This is a genomic window from Streptomyces seoulensis, assembly GCF_004328625.1.
Classification (GTDB): Bacteria; Actinomycetota; Actinomycetes; order Streptomycetales; family Streptomycetaceae; genus Streptomyces; species Streptomyces seoulensis.
The window spans coordinates 25,904-42,938 of the sequence record NZ_CP032229.1 but is presented as its reverse complement, the minus strand read 5'-3'; the positions used below and the strand labels follow the sequence as shown (position 1 = coordinate 42,938).

Below are 17,035 nucleotides of genomic sequence, written 5' to 3'. Positions count from 1 at the left end.
GCCAATAGCTATGGACGGAATCTCTCCAACTTTGTCCTGGGTGTGGATAAACGACTGGCGCGCCTCTACCGTGGCCGTCCCCGGGGGCCCGCCCCCGCCCGTCTCCTCACAGCACTCCGCACAGGACTGGAGAGACCGGAATGGCTCTGGACAGAAGGACTTTCGGGCGACGGCTGCTGGCCGGCGGTGTGGTCGCCGCCACCGGTACGGCAACGTTGTCGCTGGCCTCCGCCCCCTCGGCGGCGGACCCCTCCCCGCCCACCGCCCCGGCCGGCGGCCAGGTGCGCCACCTCAAGCTGTACGCCGAGAAACTGCCCGGCGGACAGCTCGGCTACGGCCTGGAGAAGGGGAAGGCCACCGTGCCGGGCCCGCTGATCGAGCTGGTCGAGGGCGACACCCTGCACATCGAGTTCGAGAACCTCACCGACGCCGACGCCAGCCTCCACGTCCACGGCGTCGACTACGACATCGCCAACGACGGCACCCGGATGACGGGCAGCCATGTCGAGCCGGGCGGCACCCGCACGTACACCTGGCGCACCCACGCCCCCGGCCGCCGCAAGGACGGCACCTGGCAGGCGGGCAGCGCCGGTTACTGGCACTACCACGACCACGTCGTGGGCACCGACCACGGCACCGGCGGCATCCGCAAGGGCCTGTACGGCCCGGTCGTCGTGCGCCGGAAGGGCGATCTCCTGCCGGACAAGCAGTTCACGATCGTCTTCAACGACATGACGATCAACAACAGGACGGCGGGGGAGACCCCCAACTTCGAGGCCACGGTGGGGGACCGCGTCGAGATCGTCATGATCACGCACGGCGAGTACTACCACACCTTCCACATGCACGGTCACCGCTGGGCCGACAACCGCACCGGGCTGCTGACCGGCCCCGACGACCCCAGCCGGATCGTGGACAACAAGATCACCGGGCCCGCCGACTCCTTCGGCTTCCAGGTGATCGCGGGCGAACACGTCGGCGCGGGCGCCTGGATGTACCACTGCCATGTCCAGAGCCACTCCGACATGGGGATGGCCGGCCTGTTCCTGGTGGCGAAACCCGACGGCACCGTACCGGGCCACACCGGGCACCACACCGCCGCGCACCACGCCCACTGACGCCCCCGACCTTTGTCCTGTGAGTGGAGAAAGTGAGCACGAATTCCCGCGCTACTTCTTCCCAGCCCCGGCAGCCGCTGCTACGTTCCCCCCGAAAGAACGCGACGGACGGCCGGTACCGAGGCGGGGAGGGACTCGTGAGACGCATGACGGCACGCCCCGCCAACGCCCACCAGGCCCGGCTGCTCCGGATGCTGCGCGACGAGGGCCCCAACTCCCGCGCGCAGCTGGGCGATCAGATCGAACTGTCCCGGTCCAAGCTGGCCGTGGAGGTGGACCGGCTCCTGCAGACCGGGCTCATCGTGGCCGACGGGCTCGCCGCCTCGCGCGGCGGGCGCCGCTCCCACAATCTGCGGCTCTCCCCGAACCTGCGCTTCCTCGGCATCGACATCGGCGCGACCTCGGTCGACGTGGCCGTCACCAACGCCGAGCTCGAAGTGCTGGGCCACCTCAACCAGCCCATGGACGTACGCGAGGGCCCGGTCGCGGTCTTCGAGCACGTCCTCGCCATGGCGGCCAAGCTCCGCTCCTTTGGGCTCGTGGAGGGGTTCGACGGCGCCGGCATCGGTGTACCGGGCCCCGTCCGCTTCCCGGAGGGGGTGCCGGTCGCCCCGCCGATCATGCCGGGCTGGGACGGCTTCCCCGTGCGGGAGGCGCTCAGCCAGGAACTCGGCTGCCCCGTCATGGTCGACAACGACGTGAACCTGATGGCCATGGGGGAGCAGCACGCGGGCGTGGCCCGCACGGCGGCCGACTTCCTCTGCGTCAAGATCGGTACCGGCATCGGCTGCGGCATCGTCGTCGGCGGCGAGGTGTACCGGGGGGCCACGGGCAGCGCGGGCGACATCGGCCACATCCAGGCCGTACCCGACGGCCGCGCCTGCGCCTGCGGCAACCGGGGCTGCCTGGAGGCCCACTTCAGCGGCGCGGCACTCGCCCGCGACGCGCTGGAGGCGGCCGGCCAGGGCCTCTCCGCCGAACTCGCCTCCCGACTGGAGACGCAGGGCACCCTGAGCGCCGTCGACATCGCGGCCGCGGCCGCCGCCGGCGACACCGTCTCGCTCGACCTCATCCGGGAGGGCGGGACCCGCACCGGCCAGGTCATCGCGGGCCTGGTCAGCTTCTTCAACCCCTCGCTCGTGGTGATCGGCGGCGGAGTGACCGGCCTCGGCCACACCCTGCTCGCCGCGATCCGCACCCAGGTCTACCGCCAGTCGCTGCCGCTGGCGACCGGCAACCTGCCCATCGTCCTCGGTGAGCTGGGCCAGAACGCCGGAATCATCGGCGGCGCCCGCCTCATCAGCGACCACCTGTTCTCCCCCGCGTGACCACGCCGTCCGGCACCCCGCCGGACGGCCCGCAGGAAACAGCGCCACCGCACCGCACCGTTCTGCCCCGGTCCGCCCATCCATCGGCGCACCGCCCTGAAACAGGCCCGCACGCCCGCCGAGGGGACTCCACATGGCATCAGAACCACCCCTGCTCAGCATGACCGGCATCACCAAGGCGTTCCCCGGCGTCCGCGCACTCGACGCTGTCGACCTCGACGTCCAGGAGGGCGAGGTGCACTGCCTGCTCGGCCAGAACGGCGCGGGCAAGTCCACTCTGATCAAGGTCCTCGCGGGCGCCCACCAGCCCGACACCGGCACCATCCACTGGCGCGGCGACCCCGTCACCCTCCGCTCGCCCATGGCCGCGATGCGCCTCGGCATCGCCACCATCTACCAGGAACTCGACCTCGTGGAGCACCTGTCGGTCGCCGAGAACATCCACCTGGGCCACGAACCCACCCGGGCCGGCTTCGTCGTACGCCGCCGCACCGCGCGCACCTCGACGGCCGCGCTGCTGGGCCGGCTCGGGCACTCCGAGATCGAACCCGGTCGCCTGGTGGGGGAGTTGCCGGCCGCGCAGCAGCAGATCGTGTCCATGGCAAGGGCGTTGTCCCACGACGTACGGCTCATCGTGATGGACGAACCGTCCGCCGCGCTCGACCCCGACGAGGTCGACAACCTCTTCCGCGTGGTCACCGGACTCACCGCCGAAGGCGTCGCCGTCGTCTACATCTCGCACCGCCTCGACGAGATCCGCCGCATCGGCGACCGCGTGACCGTACTGAAGGACGGCCGGGCCGTCGCCCGGGGACTGCCCGCGAAGACCACCCCGACCCGCGAGGTCGTCACTCTGATGACGGGCCGCGACGTCGAGTACGTCTTCCCCCCACGCCCGGCCGAACCCCCCACCGGCGAAACGGCGTTGGAGGTCCGGGGCCTCACCCGGAGCGGCGAGTTCGACCCGCTCGACCTCATGGTGCGGCCCGGCGAGATCGTCGGCATCGCCGGGCTCGTCGGCTCCGGCCGCTCCGAGATCCTGGAGAGCGTCTACGGCGCCCGCAAGCCCGACGCCGGTCACGTCCTGGTCGGCGGCCGACCGATCCGGACCGGCAGCGTACGCGCGGCCGTACGCGCCGGGATCGGGCTGGCCCCCGAGGAGCGCAAGGCGCAGGCCCTGCTCATGCTGGAGTCCGTCACCCGCAACGTCTCGGTGTCCACCCTCTCCCGGTTCGCGCGCGCCGGCTGGATCGACCGGCGCGCCGAGCTGGGCGCCGCGCGCGCCGCGACCCGCGAGCTGTCCCTGCGCCCGGACAACCCGGCCGTCCCCGTGCGCACCCTCTCCGGCGGCAACCAGCAGAAGGCCGTTCTCGCCCGCTGGCTGCTGCGCGGCTGCCGGGTGCTGCTGCTCGACGAGCCCACCCGGGGCGTCGACGTCGGCGCCCGCGCCGAGCTGTACGCCGTGGTCCGCCGGCTCGCCGACGAGGGCCTCGCCGTACTGCTGGTCTCCAGCGAGGTGCCCGAGGTCCTCGGGCTCGCCGACCGTGTCCTGGTGCTCCGGGAGGGCCGCGTCGTCCACGAGGCACCCGCCCGCGAACTCGACGAGCACCGCGTACTCGACCTCGTCATGGAAGGAAGCCCGGCGTCATGACGCAGCCCGTCTCCCCGCCCCGGTACGACAGCGGCAAGGCGCCCGCGACCGCGCCGCCCCCCGCCTGGCGCACGCTCGCGGCCCGCGCCGACGTCCGCACCCTCTCCCTGCTCGGCGTCCTCGCCGTCCTGATCGTGATCGGCGGGGTGACCAAGCCGGACGAGTTCCTCGACACCCGCAACCTTCAACTCGTCCTCACCCAGGCGTCCGTGATCGGTGTGGTCACCGTCGGCATGACCTTCGTCATCACCTCCGGCGGCATCGACCTCTCCGTCGGCGCGATCGTCGCCCTGGCCTCGGTGTGGGCGACCACGGTGGCGACCCAGGAGTACGGGTTCGCGGGCATCCTCTTCACGGCGCTCGCCGTCGGCGTGGGCTGCGGCCTGGTCAACGGCCTGCTCGTCGCCTACGGCCGCATGGTCCCGTTCATCGCCACCCTCGCCATGCTCGCCTCGGCGCGGGGACTCGCCCTCCAGATCACCGACGGACGCACCCAGATCGTCACCGTCGACTCCGTGCTCAGCCTCGGCGAGCGCGACGCCTACGTGCTCGGCATCCCGCCGCTGGTCCTGGTCTTCGCCGTGGTCAGCGTCATCGGCTGGCTCGTGCTGAACCGCACCACCTTCGGCCGCCGCACGGTCGCGGTCGGCGGCAACGCGGAGGCGGCCCGCCTGGCCGGCATCGACGTCCGCCGCCAGCGCCTCTACCTCTACCTGCTCTCCGGACTGTGCTGCGGCATCGCGGCCTTCCTGCTGATCATCCTGGCCGGCTCGGGCCAGAACACCAACGGCAACCTCTACGAACTCGACGCGATCGCGGCCGCCATCATCGGCGGCACCCTGCTCAGCGGCGGCCGGGGCACCATCACCGGCTCCGTGCTGGGCGTGCTGATCTTCACCACGATCACCGACATCTTCGCCCTGAACAACCTGCAGAGCGACGTCCAGCAGATCGCCAAGGGCGCGATCATCGTCGCCGCCGTGCTGGTCCAGCGCCGTACCGCGAGCACGACCTGAGGAAAGGGTTCACCGCCATGCGACCGACCGCACCGACACCCCTGACCAGCCGCAGAGGGCTCCTCTTCGGCACCGCCGCCGTCGGCGCCGGGGCCTTCCTCGCCGGGTGCACGAGCAACGAGCCGAAGGACGAGAAGACCGCCGCCGAGGACCGGCCCGCCGCCGACGAGCCCGGCAAGCACGTCACCATCGGGTTCGCGGGCCCCCAGGCCGACCACGGCTGGCTCAACGCCATCAACGACAACGCCAAGCGGCGCGCCCGCACCTACTCCGACGTCACCCTGGAGATCACCGAGGGCTCCAACGACACCGCCGCTCAGATCGGGCAGATCGAGACCCTCATCAACAAGAAGGTCGACGTCCTCGTCGTGCTGCCCGCCGACGGCAAGGCCCTCACCCAGGTCGGCCTGAAGGCCATGCGCGCCGGCATCCCGGTCGTCAACCTCGACCGGGTCTTCAACACCCCGCAGGCGTACCGCTGCTGGATCGGCGGCGACAACTACGGCATGGGCCTCAACGCCGGGCACTACATAGGCGAGAAGCTCAAGGACACCCCGGACGCCCGGGTCGTGGAGCTGGCCGGACTGGACAACCTGGAGCTGACCAAACAGCGCACCAAGGGCTTCGACGACGCGCTGAAGAACTACCCCAACATCCGCAAGGTGGCCCGCCAGGCGGCCGACTTCACCGTGGAGTCCGGCCAGGCCAAGATGGCCCAACTCCTGCAGGCTCAGCGCAAGTTCGACGCCCTGTGGAACCACGACGACGACCAGGGCGTGGGCGCGCTGCGCGCCGTGGAACAGGCGGGCCGGGACGGCTTCCTCATGGTCGGCGGCGCCGGCGCGCTCTCCGCGTTCCAGGCCATCGAGCGGGACGACGGCGTACTGAAGGCGACCGTCCTCTACCCGCCCACCATGTCCGCCTCCGCCATCGACCTCGCCCGCGCCCTCGGCCGGGGCAAGGGCGTCGGCGGCATGGCCGAGTACGAGATCCCGGCCTCCGTCACGCTCTACTCCGCCGTCGTCGACAAGGACAACGTCGAACGGTACATGCCCACCGGCTTCCGGTGACCGGCCCCCGCCCCACCCGCACGGCACCCCGTACGAGGACGAGGAGAGGACCCACCGCATGGCAGAGCCGCAGAGTTCAGCAGGGGACGTGACCCGGGCCGCCGCTCCTCAGGGCAAGCCGCCGCTGCGCGTCGGGATGGTCGGCTACGCCTTCATGGGCGCCGCCCACTCCCAGGGCTGGCGCACGGCCGGCCGCGTCTTCGACCTGCCCCGCGAGCCGGTCCTGTCCGTGCTGTGCGGCCGGGACGCCGACGCCGTCCGTGCCGCCGCCGAACGCCACGGGTGGGCGGCGACCGAGACGGACTGGCGTGCGCTGATCGCCCGCGACGACGTCGACCTCGTCGACATCTGCACCCCCGGCGACAGCCACGCCGAGATCGCCCTCGCCGCGCTCGCGGCCGGCAAGCACGTGCTGTGCGAGAAGCCGCTGGCCAACACCGTCGAGGAGGCGGAGGCCATGGCGGAGGCGGCCGAAGCGGGCTGCGCACGTGGCCAGTTGGCGATGGTCGGCTTCAACTACCGCCGGGTGCCCGCCATCGCCCTCGCCCGCCGGATGATCACCGAGGGGCGGCTCGGCACCCTCCGCCATGTCCGGGTCAGCTACCTCCAGGACTGGCTGGTGGACCCCGACTTCCCGATGACCTGGCGGCTGCGCAAGGAGGCGGCGGGCTCCGGCGCGCTCGGGGACCTGGGGGCCCATGTCATTGACGTCGCCCAGTACTTGGCGGGGGAGAGGCTCGCCGGGGTGTCCGCGCTCACCGAGACGTTCGTACGCAGGCGGCCGTTGCCGGAGGGCGGGTCGGGACCGGTCACGGTGGACGACGCCGCCGTGTTCACCGGCCGGTTCGCCTCCGGCGCGCTGGCCTCCTTCGAGGCGACGCGGTACGCCACCGGCCGCAAGAACGCCCTGCGGATCGAGCTGAACGGCGAACGGGGCTCCCTCGCCTTTGACTTGGAGCGGCTGAACGAGCTGTTCTTCCACGACGGCACCGAGCCGGGCGCGCACGCGGGGTTCCGCCGCATCCTGGTGACCGAGCCCGACCACCCCTATCTGGACGCATGGTGGCCGCCGGGCCACGGCCTCGGCTACGAGCACACCTTCGTCCACCAGGCCCGCGACCTCGTGCACGCCATCGCGGAGGGGCGCAGGCCCGTCCCGTCGTTCGCCGACGGCCTGGAGGTCCAGCGGGTGCTGGCCGCCGTGGAGGAGAGCGCCGCGAAGAACTCCGTGTACACCCCGATCGTGTTCTGACGTCCGAGGAGGGCCGGCCGATGCCGCGTACATTCACCCTGTTCACCGGCCAGTGGGCCGACCTGCCACTGGAGGAGGTCTGCCGCCTCGCCCGCGACTTCGGCTACGACGGACTCGAACTCGCCTGCTGGGGGGACCACTTCGAGGTCGACAAGGCGCTCGCTGACCCGGCGTATGTCGCCTCGCGCCATCAACTCCTCGACAAGTACGGGCTGAAGTGCTGGGCGATCTCCAACCATCTGGTCGGCCAGGCCGTCTGCGACGCCATCGTCGACGAACGCCACCAGGCGATCCTGCCCGCCCGCATCTGGGGCGACGGAGACGCCGAGGGCGTACGGCGCCGGGCGGCGGCCGAGATCGCGGACACCGCCCGCGCGGCCGCCGCCTTCGGCGTGGACACGGTCGTCGGCTTCACCGGCTCCGCCATCTGGCACCTCGTCGCCATGTTCCCGCCCGCCCCCGAGACGATGATCGAGCGGGGTTACGAGGACTTCGCCGAGCGCTGGAACCCGATCCTGGACGTCTTCGACGCCGAGGGTGTGCGCTTCGCGCACGAGGTCCACCCCAGCGAGATCGCCTACGACTACTGGACGACCCAGCGGGCCCTGGAGGCGGTCGGACACCGGCCCGCCTTCGGCCTCAACTTCGACCCCTCCCACTTCGTGTGGCAGGACCTGGACCCGGTCGGCTTCCTGTGGGACTTCCGGGACCGGATCTACCACGTGGACTGCAAGGAGGCCCGCAAACGCCTGGACGGCCGCAACGGCCGCCTCGGCTCCCACCTGCCCTGGGGCGACCCGCGCCGGGGCTGGGACTTCGTCTCGGCCGGGCACGGTGACGTCCCCTGGGAGGACGTGTTCCGGATGCTGGCCTCCATCGGCTACCGGGGCCCGGTCTCCGTCGAGTGGGAGGACGCCGGCATGGACCGGCTCCAGGGCGCCCCCGAAGCCCTGGCCCGGCTCAAGGCGTACGACTTCGACCCGCCGTCGGCCTCGTTCGACGCGGCGTTCGGCCACTGACACCCCCACCGGCCCCGCGACGCACTCTCCCCGCCGGGATGACGGCGCATCCCGGCGCACCCCCACCCGCCCGTACAACCCGCTTCTTCTGGAGGCATCCGTGCACGGGAACGACCGCCCCACCGGTACGCCAGACCGCCGGCCACGCCTGCGCACCGCCCTGGCCCTCGCCTGCGGTGCGCTCCTCATCGGCGCAACCCCCGCCCTCACCGCCCCCGGCGCTGCCGCCGCCGACCGTGGCGGTGCCGCCGCCGAGGACTTCCAGCAGGTCACCCTCGCCCGCGGCGAGGCGGAGGTCGGCGAGCCCATGAGCCTCGCCGTCCTGCCCGACCGCTCCGTCCTGCACACCTCCCGGGACGGCGAACTCCGCCTCACCGACGCGGCCGGCACCACCCGCACCGCGGGCAAGCTCGCCGTGTACTCCCACGACGAGGAAGGGCTCCAAGGCGTCGGCGTGGACCCGGACTTCACCGACAACCGGTTCGTCTACCTCTACTACGCGCCCCCCATGGACACCCCGTCCGGCGACGCCCCCGAGACCGGCACCGCAGCCGACTTCGCCCCCTTCAAAGGCGTCAACCGCCTCTCCCGTTTCGTCCTGAAGACCGACGGCACCCTGGACACCGCCAGCGAGAAGAAGGTCCTGGAGGTGCCGACCTCGCGCGGCATCTGCTGCCACGTCGGCGGCGACATCGACTTCGACAAGGACGGCAACCTCTACCTGTCGACCGGCGACGACTCCAACCCCTTCCAGTCCGACGGCTTCACCCCCATCGACGAACGCACCGACCGCAACCCGGCGTTCGACGCCCAGCGCAGCGCCGGCAACACCAACGACCTGCGCGGCAAGATCCTGCGCATCAAGGTCGGTGCCGACGGCTCCTACACCGTCCCCGACGGCAACCTCTTCGCCCCCGGCACCGCCAAGACCCGCCCCGAGATCTACGCCATGGGCTTCCGCAACCCGTTCCGCTTCAGCGTCGACAAGGAGAGCGGCGTCCTCTACGTCGGCGACTACGGCCCCGACGCCGGCGCCGCCGACCCCGCCCGAGGCCCCGGCGGCCAGGTCGAGTTCGCCCGCGTCACCGGCCCCGGCAACTTCGGCTGGCCCTACTGCACCGGCAAGAACGACGCCTTCGTCGACTACGACTTCGCCACCAGGACCTCCGGCGCGGCCTTCGACTGCGCCGCTCCCAAGAACAACTCCCCGCACAACACCGGCCTCACCGACCTCCCCCCGGCCCAGGCCGCCTGGATTCCCTACGACGGCGCGTCCGTACCGGAGTTCGGCGACGGCTCCGAGTCCCCGATGGGCGGCCCCGTCTACCACTACGACCCCGCCCTCGACTCGCCCGTGAAGTTCCCCGAGGCGTACGACGGCGACTTCTTCGCCGGTGAGTTCGGCCGCCGCTGGATCAAGCGCATCGAGACCGGCGCGGACGGCGCCGTGCAGTCGATCAACCCCTTCCCCTGGACCGGCACCCAGGTGATGGACATGGCCTTCGGCCCCGACGGCGCCCTGTACGTCCTGGACTACGGCACCGCCTGGTTCGGCGGCGACGACAACTCCGCCCTCTACCGCATCGAGAACGCCACCGACGGACACTCGCCCGTCGCCCGCGCCGCCGCCGACAAGACCTCCGGGCAGGCCGCGCTGAAGGTCCGCTTCTCCTCGGCCGGCACCACCGACCAGGACGGCGACCCCCTGACCCACCACTGGGACTTCGGTGACGGCACCAGCTCCACCGCCGCCAATCCCGCCCACACCTACCGGCAGAACGGCACCTACACCGCCACCCTGACCGCCAAGGACCCCACCGGCCGCACCGGCAGCGCCGCCGTACGCATCGTCGTCGGCAACACCGCACCCACCGTCACCCTCCAACTCCCGCAGGACGGTCAGCTGTTCAGCTTCGGTGACGCCGTGCCGTTCAAGGTGAGGGTCACCGACCCCGAGGACGGTCAGAACATCGACTGCTCCAAGGTCACCGTCCACTTCATCCTCGGCCACGACACCCACGGACACCCGCTGACCTCCGCCAAGGGCTGCTCCGGCACCATCCAGACCAGCGCCGACGGCGGACACGACGAGAACGAGGACATCTTCGGCGTGTTCGACGCCGAGTACACCGACAACGGGGGCGGCGGCCAGGCCGCGCTCACCTCGCACGACCAGAACGTAGCCCAGCCCCGCCACCGCCAGGCCGAGCACTACACCGACTCCTCCGGCGTCACCCTCCAGTCCAAGGACACCGCCCACGGCGGCAATTCCGTCGGCGACATCCACTCCGGCGACTGGATCTCCTTCACCCCCTACGCGCTGGGCAACGCCAGGAAGATCAGCGCACGCGTCTCCTCCGGCGGCGCCGGCGGCACCCTGGAGATCCGCGCCGGATCGGCCAAGGGCACCCTGCTCGGCAAGGCCACCGTGCCGGTGACCGGCGGCTGGGAGACCTTCCAGGACGTGAGCGCCGACCTGACCCGCGCGCCGAAGGCCACGACCACGCTCTTCCTCGTCTTCAAGGGCGGCTCCGGCGCCCTCTTCGACGTGGACGACTTCACCTTCACCACCGGCTGAGCGGAGGGCACCCCCATGCGCACCACACGCCTGCTCACCACCACGGCCCTGGGAGCCGCACTGCTGCTCGGCTGCCTCACCGGCCCGGCCGCAGCACAGCCCACCGGGACCGGGCGGGTCCTGGTCTTCTCCAAGACCGCCGGCTTCCGCCACGACTCCATCCCGGACGGTGTCGCGGCCGTCCAGCAGCTCGGCGCGACGGACGGCCTCACGGTCGACGCCACCGAGGACGCCACCGCCTTCACCTCCCGCAACCTGCGCCGCTACGACGCCGTCGTCTTCCTCTCCACCACCGGCGACGTCCTCAACCCCGCCCAGCAGCGCGCCTTCGAGGGCTACATCCGCCAGGGCGGCGGCTACGTCGGCGTCCACGCCGCCGCCGACACCGAGTACGACTGGCCGTTCTACGGCGGTCTCGCCGGAGCCTGGTTCGACTCGCACCCGGCGATCCAGCCCGCCACGGTCGTGGTCGAGGACCACGCCCACCCCTCGACCGCCGCCCTGCCCGGCCGGTGGGAACGCACCGACGAGTGGTACAACTACCGCTCCAATCCGCGCGAACGCGCCCACGTCCTGGCCTCGCTCGACGAGTCCTCCTACAGCGGCGGCACCATGAACGGCGACCACCCGATCGCCTGGTGCCAGAGCTACCAGGGCGGCCGCGCCTTCTACACCGGCGGCGGTCACACCCGCGAGTCCTACGCCGACCCCGCCTTCCGCGCCCACCTGCTCGGCGGCCTCCGCTGGGCCACCGGCGCCGCCCAGGCAGACTGCCGCCCGGAGAACGGCTACCGACGCCTCTTCGACGGCACCTCGCTGGACGGCTGGCGGCAGGCCGGACCGGGCTCCTTCGCCCTGTCCGACGACGGCACGCTCACCTCGTCCGGCGGCATGGGCCTGCTCTGGTACGCCCACACCGGCTTCTCCTCCTACTCCCTGAAACTGGACTGGAGGATCACCGGGGACGGCAACTCGGGCGTGTTCGTCGGCTTCCCGCCCTCGGACGACCCCTGGTCCGCCGTGGACAACGGCTACGAGGTGCAGATCGACGCCACCGACGTACCCGAGAAGACCACCGGCTCGGTGTACGGCTTCCAGTCCGCCGACCTCGCCGCCCGGGACCGCGCGCTGAACCCGCCGGGGGAGTGGAACACCTACGAGATCCGGGTCGAGGGCGAGCGGCTGCGGATCTGGCTCAACGGGGTCCCGGTGAACGACTTCACCAACACCGACCCCGTCCGCAGCCTGCGGGACGGCCACATCGGCATCCAGAACCACGGTGCCGACGACCAGGTGTCGTTCCGCGACGTCCGGATCAAGGAACTGCCGGAGCGGGGGCGCTGAAGCGGCGGCGGGCGGGGCACGCCGTAGCCCCGCCCGCCGTCTCCCGCCCCTGACCAGCACGTCCACAAGGAGGCCGACCATGTCTACGTCCCGTCCCGCCGGCGTGTGGCTCATCGGCGCCCGAGGCTCGGTGGCGACCACCGTGGTCGCGGGCTGCGCCGCGATGGCCTCCGGCCTGCAACCACCCACCGGCATGCTCACGGAGACGCCCCTCTTCGCCGACTGCGGGCTGCCCGGCCTGCCCTCCCTCGTCTTCGGTGGACACGACACGCTGGACTGCCCGCTGCCGAAACGAGCCGAGGAACTCGCCGCGGGCGGCGTCCTCCCGCACGGCCTCCCCGCGGCGGTGGCCGCCGAACTCACCGCCGCCGACGCCGAGATCGCCCCCGGCGGGCCGCTCCCGCACGACGACCGCGACGAGGAGGAGCTGATCGAGGCGTTCGCGGCCGACATCCGCGACTTCACCGCCCGCCGCGCCCCGGCCGGAACGGTCGTCGTCAACGTGGCCTCCACCGAATCCGCCGCCGACGGCGACACCCTCCCGCCCAGCTCGCTCTACGCTGCCGCCGCCCTCCGCGCCGGCTGCCCCTACGTCAACTTCACCCCCTCCACCGGCCTCCACCACCCCTCCCTCGCGGCTCCCTCAGCCCGCAGCCGCCTCCCGTACGCCGGCCGGGACGGCAAGACCGGCCAGACCCTGCTGCGCTCGGTACTCGGCCCGATGTTCGCCCAACGCGCCCTCGCCGTGCGCGCCTGGTCCGGCACCAACCTGCTCGGCGGCGGAGACGGCGCGGCCCTGGCCGACCCCGCCGCTGCCGCCGCCAAGAACGCGGGCAAGGAACGCGTCCTCACGGACACCCTCGGCACCCCGGTCCAGGGCGAGGTCCACATCGACGACGTCCCCGCCCTCGGCGACTGGAAGACCGCCTGGGACCACATCGCCTTCGACGGCTTCCTCGGCACCCGCATGGTCCTCCAGACCATCTGGCAGGGCTGCGACTCCGCCCTCGCGGCACCCCTGGTGCTCGACCTGGCCCGGCTGATGCTCCGGGCGCGCGAGGCGGGGGTGTCGGGGCCGGTGGGTGAGCTGGGGTTCTACTTCAAGGACCCGGTGGGGGAGGGGGCGGCGGGGCTGGCGGAGCAGTACGCGGCTCTGGGCGACCTCGCGGTCCGGCTGCGGGCGGGGGAGACCCGATGACGGGGGAGCGGCGTGGCGGACTCTCCGCCTGGGCCGAACTCCTGCGCCTGCCCGCCCTGTTCACCGTCCCCGGCGACGTCCTCGCGGGAGCGGCCGCGGTCCCCGGCGACCGTCCCCGCCCGCGCACCCTTATGGCCATCTCCTCCTCCCTCTGCCTCTACGAAGCGGGCATGGCCCTCAACGACTGGGCCGACCGCACCGAGGACGCCGCCGAACGCCCCCACCGCCCCCTTCCCTCGGGCCGCATCCGCCCCGCCGCCGCCCTCACCGCGGCCTGTGCCCTGACCGCCACCGGCCTGGCGCTCGCCGCCCGGGCCGGCCGTCCGGCACTCGCAGTCGCCACCCCGCTCGCCGCGACCGTCTGGGCCTACGACCTCGGCCTCAAGCGCACTCCCGCAGGCCCCGCAGCCATGGCGACGGCCCGCGCCCTGGACCTCCTGCTCGGCGCCGCCACCGTCTCCGGCCGCGTCCGCCCCGCACTCCCCACCGCCGCCCTCCTGGGCACCCACACCCTGGCGGTGACCACGGTCTCCCGCCACGAGACCCAGGGCGGTGCCCCCCTCACCGCCCTGACGGCACTGGCCGTCACGGGGGCCTTGGCGCTCGGGCTGGGTCGCGGGCCGCGTGGTACTCAAGTGCCGCTAGGTGAAAGCCAGGTGAGTGCCGCCGGACACGGGCCCCTCCGCGCGTCCCTCGCCCTCGCCTACGCCGCGACCGCCGGCCGCCCGTATCTCCACGCCGCCCTCAACCCCTCACCCCCGCTCACCCAGAAGGCCGTCGGCGGCGGCATCCGGGCCACCATCCCGCTCCAGGCCGCGCTCTCCGCCCGCGCCGGCGCCCCGGTCAGCGCCCTGATCACAGCGGCCCTGGCTCCCCTGGCCGCCCGGTTCGCCAAGAAGGTGAGCGTGACATGACGCCCGAGACGGCTGAGCCGACCAGCGCCGCGCCCCTCCGCTTCGGCTACGGCACCAACGGCCTGGCCGACCTCCGCCTGGACGACGCCCTCGCCCTCCTCGCCGACCTCGGCTACGACGGCGTCGGCCTCACCCTCGACCACATGCACCTCGACCCCCTGGCCCCGGACCTCGCCGCCCGCACCCGCCAGGTCGGCCGCCGCCTGGCCGCGCTCGGACTTGAGGTCACCGTGGAAACCGGCGCCCGCTATGTCCTCGACCCCCGCCGCAAACACGGCCCCTCCCTCCTCGACCCCGACCCCGCCGACCGGTCCCGCCGCGCCGACCTGCTGCTCCGGGCCGTGCGGGTGGCCGCCGACCTGGGCGCCCATGCCGTGCACTGCTTCAGCGGCACCCTCCCGCCCGGCACGGACGAGGCAACGGCGTGGCACCGACTGGCCGAAGCACTGACCCCGGTTCTGGAAGCCGCCACCGCCGCCGGCATCCCCCTGGCCGTCGAACCCGAGCCGGGCCACCTCCTCGCCACCCTCGCGGACTTCCACCACCTGCGCCGCGCCCTCGGCGACCCCACCCACCTCGGCCTCACCCTCGACCTGGGCCACTGCCAGTGCCTCGAACCCCTCCCACCCGCCGACTGCGTCCGGGCGGCCGCCCCCTGGCTGCGCCACGTCCAGATCGAGGACATGCGCCGCGGACACCACGAACACCTGCCCCTCGGAGACGGCGAGATCGACTTCCCCGCAGTCCTGTCGGCGCTCGCCGCCACCGGCTACGACGCCCTCACCGTGGTCGAACTACCCCGCCACTCCCACGCGGGCCCCCACTACGCCGAAACCTCCCTCCCCTTCCTCAGGACAGCCGCAGCCCGCCCGGGTTCCGCCACGCTCGACCAGCTGTCGTCGGCCCCGACCCCGCCGTTGCCCAGCGGTGTCCCGTCCGCCCCGCTCAGCCCTCGGTCTCCGTAGCTCCCTCCCCTCTTCATCAAGCCCTCCGCCCCCACGGAAGGGACCACCCCATGACCCACCCCGCCCCCGATACCCCGGCTGCTCTCCCGAACGAGCCGCGCCCCCACCTCACACCCCCCGCCCGGGACTGGCTGGACCAAGCCCTGGCCGAAGCCGCCCTGGGCATCACCCCCACCACGGAGTTACGCCTCGCCGAAGCCGCCCGCCGCTGCGGCCCCCCGCACGCCGACACCGCCCGCGTCCTCATCCTCCGAGCCGCCCACCCCACCCCCGCCGATCTCGCCCGCGTCTATCACCGAGGCACCGCCGACGAACGCCGAGCCGTCCTCCAGGCCCTGCCCCACCTCGTACCGGGCCCCGACGCGGTCCCCCTCATCGAGGACGCCCTCCGCACCAACGACACCCGCCTCCTCTCCGCCGCCCTCGGCCCCTACGCCGCCCGCCATCTGAGCGCCCACCTCTGGCGGCACGCGATCCTGAAGTGCCTGTTCACCGGCGTACCCGTGGCGGATGTCGCCCAGCTCGCCGCCCGAGCCCACGGCGACGCCGAACTCGCCCGCATGCTGGCCGACTTCGCCGCCGAACGCACCGCCGCCGGACGTCCCGTCCCCAAAGACCTGCACCACGTCATGGCCCTGACCGACCCCGAGGCAGTCCCGCCGCACCCCGCGTACGAGGACGGCGTCCCCCACGGCAAGGAGTCCTGATGCGCCTCTTCGACCCCCACATCCACATGACCTCGCGCACCACCGACGACTACGAGGCCATGCGCACGGCGGGCGTCCGCGCCGTGGTCGAGCCCGCCTTCTGGCTCGGCCAGCCTCGCACCTCCACCGCCTCCTTCCTCGACTACTTCGACTCCCTCCTGGGCTGGGAACCCTTCCGCGCCGCCCAGTACGGCATCGCCCACCACTGCACCATCGCCCTCAACCCGAAGGAGGCGAACGACCCCCGCTGCACCCCCGTCCTGGACGAGCTGCCCCGCTATCTCGTCAAGGACCGAGTCGTCGCCGTGGGCGAGATCGGCTACGACTCGATGACCCCGGCCGAGGACACCGCGCTCGCCGCCCAGCTCCAGCTCGCCGCCGACCACGGCCTGCCCGCCCTCGTCCACACCCCCCACCGGGACAAGGCCGCCGGCCTGCGCCGCACCCTGGACGCCGTCCGGGAGTCCGCGCTCGCCCCGGACCGGGTACTGCTCGACCACCTCAACGAGACCACCGTCAAGGAGGCCAAGGACAGCGGCTGCTGGCTCGGCTTCTCCGTCTATCCCGACACCAAGATGGACGAGGAACGCATGGTCGCCGTCCTCCGCGCCCACGGCCCCGAACAGGTCCTGATCAACTCCGCCGCCGACTGGGGGAGGAGCGACCCGCTGAAGACCCGCAAGGTGGCGGACCTGATGCTGGCGGAGGGCTTCACCGAGGACGACGTCGACCGTGTCCTGTGGCGCAACCCCGTCGCCTTCTACGGCCTCAGCGGCCGGCTGGACCTGGATGTCACCGCGACCGACGCCACCCACGAGGGCAACACCATCCTCCGTGGCGCCCCCAGGGAAACCGCCCCCGCCGGACAGGAGTGA

At 72.5% G+C, this 17,035-nt stretch carries 14 protein-coding genes; all 14 read left to right on the top strand.

Going from position 1 to position 17,035, the window contains the following annotated elements:
• Positions 1-146 precede the first annotated feature (146 nt).
• The 14 genes from D0Z67_RS00175 to D0Z67_RS00110 all read left to right on the top strand — a co-directional run bounded on the left by D0Z67_RS00175 (position 147) and on the right by D0Z67_RS00110 (position 17,035).
• Entirely contained in the window at positions 147-1,118 is a 972-nt protein-coding gene (locus tag D0Z67_RS00175) for a multicopper oxidase domain-containing protein (protein ID WP_031183384.1), read from the top strand.
• A gap of 146 nt (positions 1,119-1,264) precedes the next feature.
• On the top strand, positions 1,265-2,446 hold the full coding sequence (locus D0Z67_RS00170; RefSeq protein WP_031183385.1) for an ROK family transcriptional regulator: 1,182 nt from the start codon (positions 1,265-1,267) through the stop codon (positions 2,444-2,446).
• Between the two features lie 133 nt (positions 2,447-2,579).
• Positions 2,580-4,097 (top strand): sugar ABC transporter ATP-binding protein, encoded by a 1,518-nt coding sequence (locus D0Z67_RS00165; RefSeq protein ID WP_031183386.1) that lies wholly within the window; start codon positions 2,580-2,582, stop codon positions 4,095-4,097.
• The gene (locus D0Z67_RS00160; RefSeq protein WP_031183387.1) at positions 4,094-5,113 is read left to right on the top strand and encodes an ABC transporter permease; all 1,020 of its coding nucleotides are present in this window, start codon (positions 4,094-4,096) and stop codon (positions 5,111-5,113) included. The genes D0Z67_RS00165 and D0Z67_RS00160 overlap by 4 nt, the downstream gene beginning before the upstream one ends.
• Before the next feature lie 17 nt (positions 5,114-5,130).
• Complete coding sequence (locus D0Z67_RS00155) at positions 5,131-6,183, top strand: substrate-binding domain-containing protein (RefSeq protein ID WP_031183388.1); 1,053 nt, start codon at positions 5,131-5,133, stop codon at positions 6,181-6,183.
• A 58-nt stretch (positions 6,184-6,241) separates the two neighbouring features.
• Positions 6,242-7,435 (top strand): Gfo/Idh/MocA family protein, encoded by a 1,194-nt coding sequence (locus D0Z67_RS00150; RefSeq protein ID WP_031183389.1) that lies wholly within the window; start codon positions 6,242-6,244, stop codon positions 7,433-7,435.
• Between the two features lie 20 nt (positions 7,436-7,455).
• Positions 7,456-8,454 (top strand): sugar phosphate isomerase/epimerase family protein, encoded by a 999-nt coding sequence (locus tag D0Z67_RS00145; protein WP_031183390.1) that lies wholly within the window; start codon positions 7,456-7,458, stop codon positions 8,452-8,454.
• A 100-nt stretch (positions 8,455-8,554) separates the two neighbouring features.
• Positions 8,555-11,032, top strand: coding sequence for a PQQ-dependent sugar dehydrogenase (locus D0Z67_RS00140; protein WP_031183391.1), 2,478 nt, complete (start codon positions 8,555-8,557; stop codon positions 11,030-11,032).
• 15 nt (positions 11,033-11,047) lie between these two features.
• On the top strand, positions 11,048-12,376 hold the full coding sequence (locus tag D0Z67_RS00135; protein WP_031183392.1) for a ThuA domain-containing protein: 1,329 nt from the start codon (positions 11,048-11,050) through the stop codon (positions 12,374-12,376).
• Positions 12,377-12,455: 79 nt separating this feature from the next.
• Positions 12,456-13,574, top strand: coding sequence for an inositol-3-phosphate synthase (locus tag D0Z67_RS00130; protein WP_031183393.1), 1,119 nt, complete (start codon positions 12,456-12,458; stop codon positions 13,572-13,574).
• On the top strand, positions 13,571-14,488 hold the full coding sequence (locus D0Z67_RS00125) for an SCO3242 family prenyltransferase (protein WP_031183394.1): 918 nt from the start codon (positions 13,571-13,573) through the stop codon (positions 14,486-14,488). Before D0Z67_RS00130 ends, D0Z67_RS00125 begins: the two co-directional genes overlap by 4 nt.
• On the top strand, positions 14,485-15,453 hold the full coding sequence (locus tag D0Z67_RS00120; RefSeq protein ID WP_051888094.1) for a sugar phosphate isomerase/epimerase family protein: 969 nt from the start codon (positions 14,485-14,487) through the stop codon (positions 15,451-15,453). Before D0Z67_RS00125 ends, D0Z67_RS00120 begins: the two co-directional genes overlap by 4 nt.
• A 50-nt stretch (positions 15,454-15,503) precedes the next feature.
• A complete protein-coding gene (locus tag D0Z67_RS00115; RefSeq protein ID WP_031183396.1) occupies positions 15,504-16,160 on the top strand; it encodes an EboA domain-containing protein in 657 nt (218 codons plus the stop codon).
• Positions 16,160-17,035: a TatD family hydrolase gene (locus tag D0Z67_RS00110; RefSeq protein WP_031183397.1), complete on the top strand. Its 876-nt coding sequence runs from the start codon at positions 16,160-16,162 to the stop codon at positions 17,033-17,035. The genes D0Z67_RS00115 and D0Z67_RS00110 overlap by 1 nt, the downstream gene beginning before the upstream one ends.

What these genes read in the sequence shown, in the direction of transcription:
- D0Z67_RS00170 (WP_031183385.1), top strand. Translation starts at nt 1,265, where the DNA reads ATGACGGCACGCCCCGCCAACGCCCACCAGGCCCGGCTGCTCCGGATG.
- D0Z67_RS00130 (WP_031183393.1), top strand. Translation starts at nt 12,456, where the DNA reads ATGTCTACGTCCCGTCCCGCCGGCGTGTGGCTCATCGGCGCCCGAGGC.
- D0Z67_RS00125 (WP_031183394.1), top strand. Translation starts at nt 13,571, where the DNA reads ATGACGGGGGAGCGGCGTGGCGGACTCTCCGCCTGGGCCGAACTCCTG.
- D0Z67_RS00165 (WP_031183386.1), top strand. Translation starts at nt 2,580, where the DNA reads ATGGCATCAGAACCACCCCTGCTCAGCATGACCGGCATCACCAAGGCG.
- D0Z67_RS00155 (WP_031183388.1), top strand. Translation starts at nt 5,131, where the DNA reads ATGCGACCGACCGCACCGACACCCCTGACCAGCCGCAGAGGGCTCCTC.
- D0Z67_RS00120 (WP_051888094.1), top strand. Translation starts at nt 14,485, where the DNA reads ATGACGCCCGAGACGGCTGAGCCGACCAGCGCCGCGCCCCTCCGCTTC.
- D0Z67_RS00110 (WP_031183397.1), top strand. Translation starts at nt 16,160, where the DNA reads ATGCGCCTCTTCGACCCCCACATCCACATGACCTCGCGCACCACCGAC.
- D0Z67_RS00145 (WP_031183390.1), top strand. Translation starts at nt 7,456, where the DNA reads ATGCCGCGTACATTCACCCTGTTCACCGGCCAGTGGGCCGACCTGCCA.
- D0Z67_RS00150 (WP_031183389.1), top strand. Translation starts at nt 6,242, where the DNA reads ATGGCAGAGCCGCAGAGTTCAGCAGGGGACGTGACCCGGGCCGCCGCT.
- D0Z67_RS00135 (WP_031183392.1), top strand. Translation starts at nt 11,048, where the DNA reads ATGCGCACCACACGCCTGCTCACCACCACGGCCCTGGGAGCCGCACTG.
- D0Z67_RS00160 (WP_031183387.1), top strand. Translation starts at nt 4,094, where the DNA reads ATGACGCAGCCCGTCTCCCCGCCCCGGTACGACAGCGGCAAGGCGCCC.
- D0Z67_RS00115 (WP_031183396.1), top strand. Translation starts at nt 15,504, where the DNA reads ATGACCCACCCCGCCCCCGATACCCCGGCTGCTCTCCCGAACGAGCCG.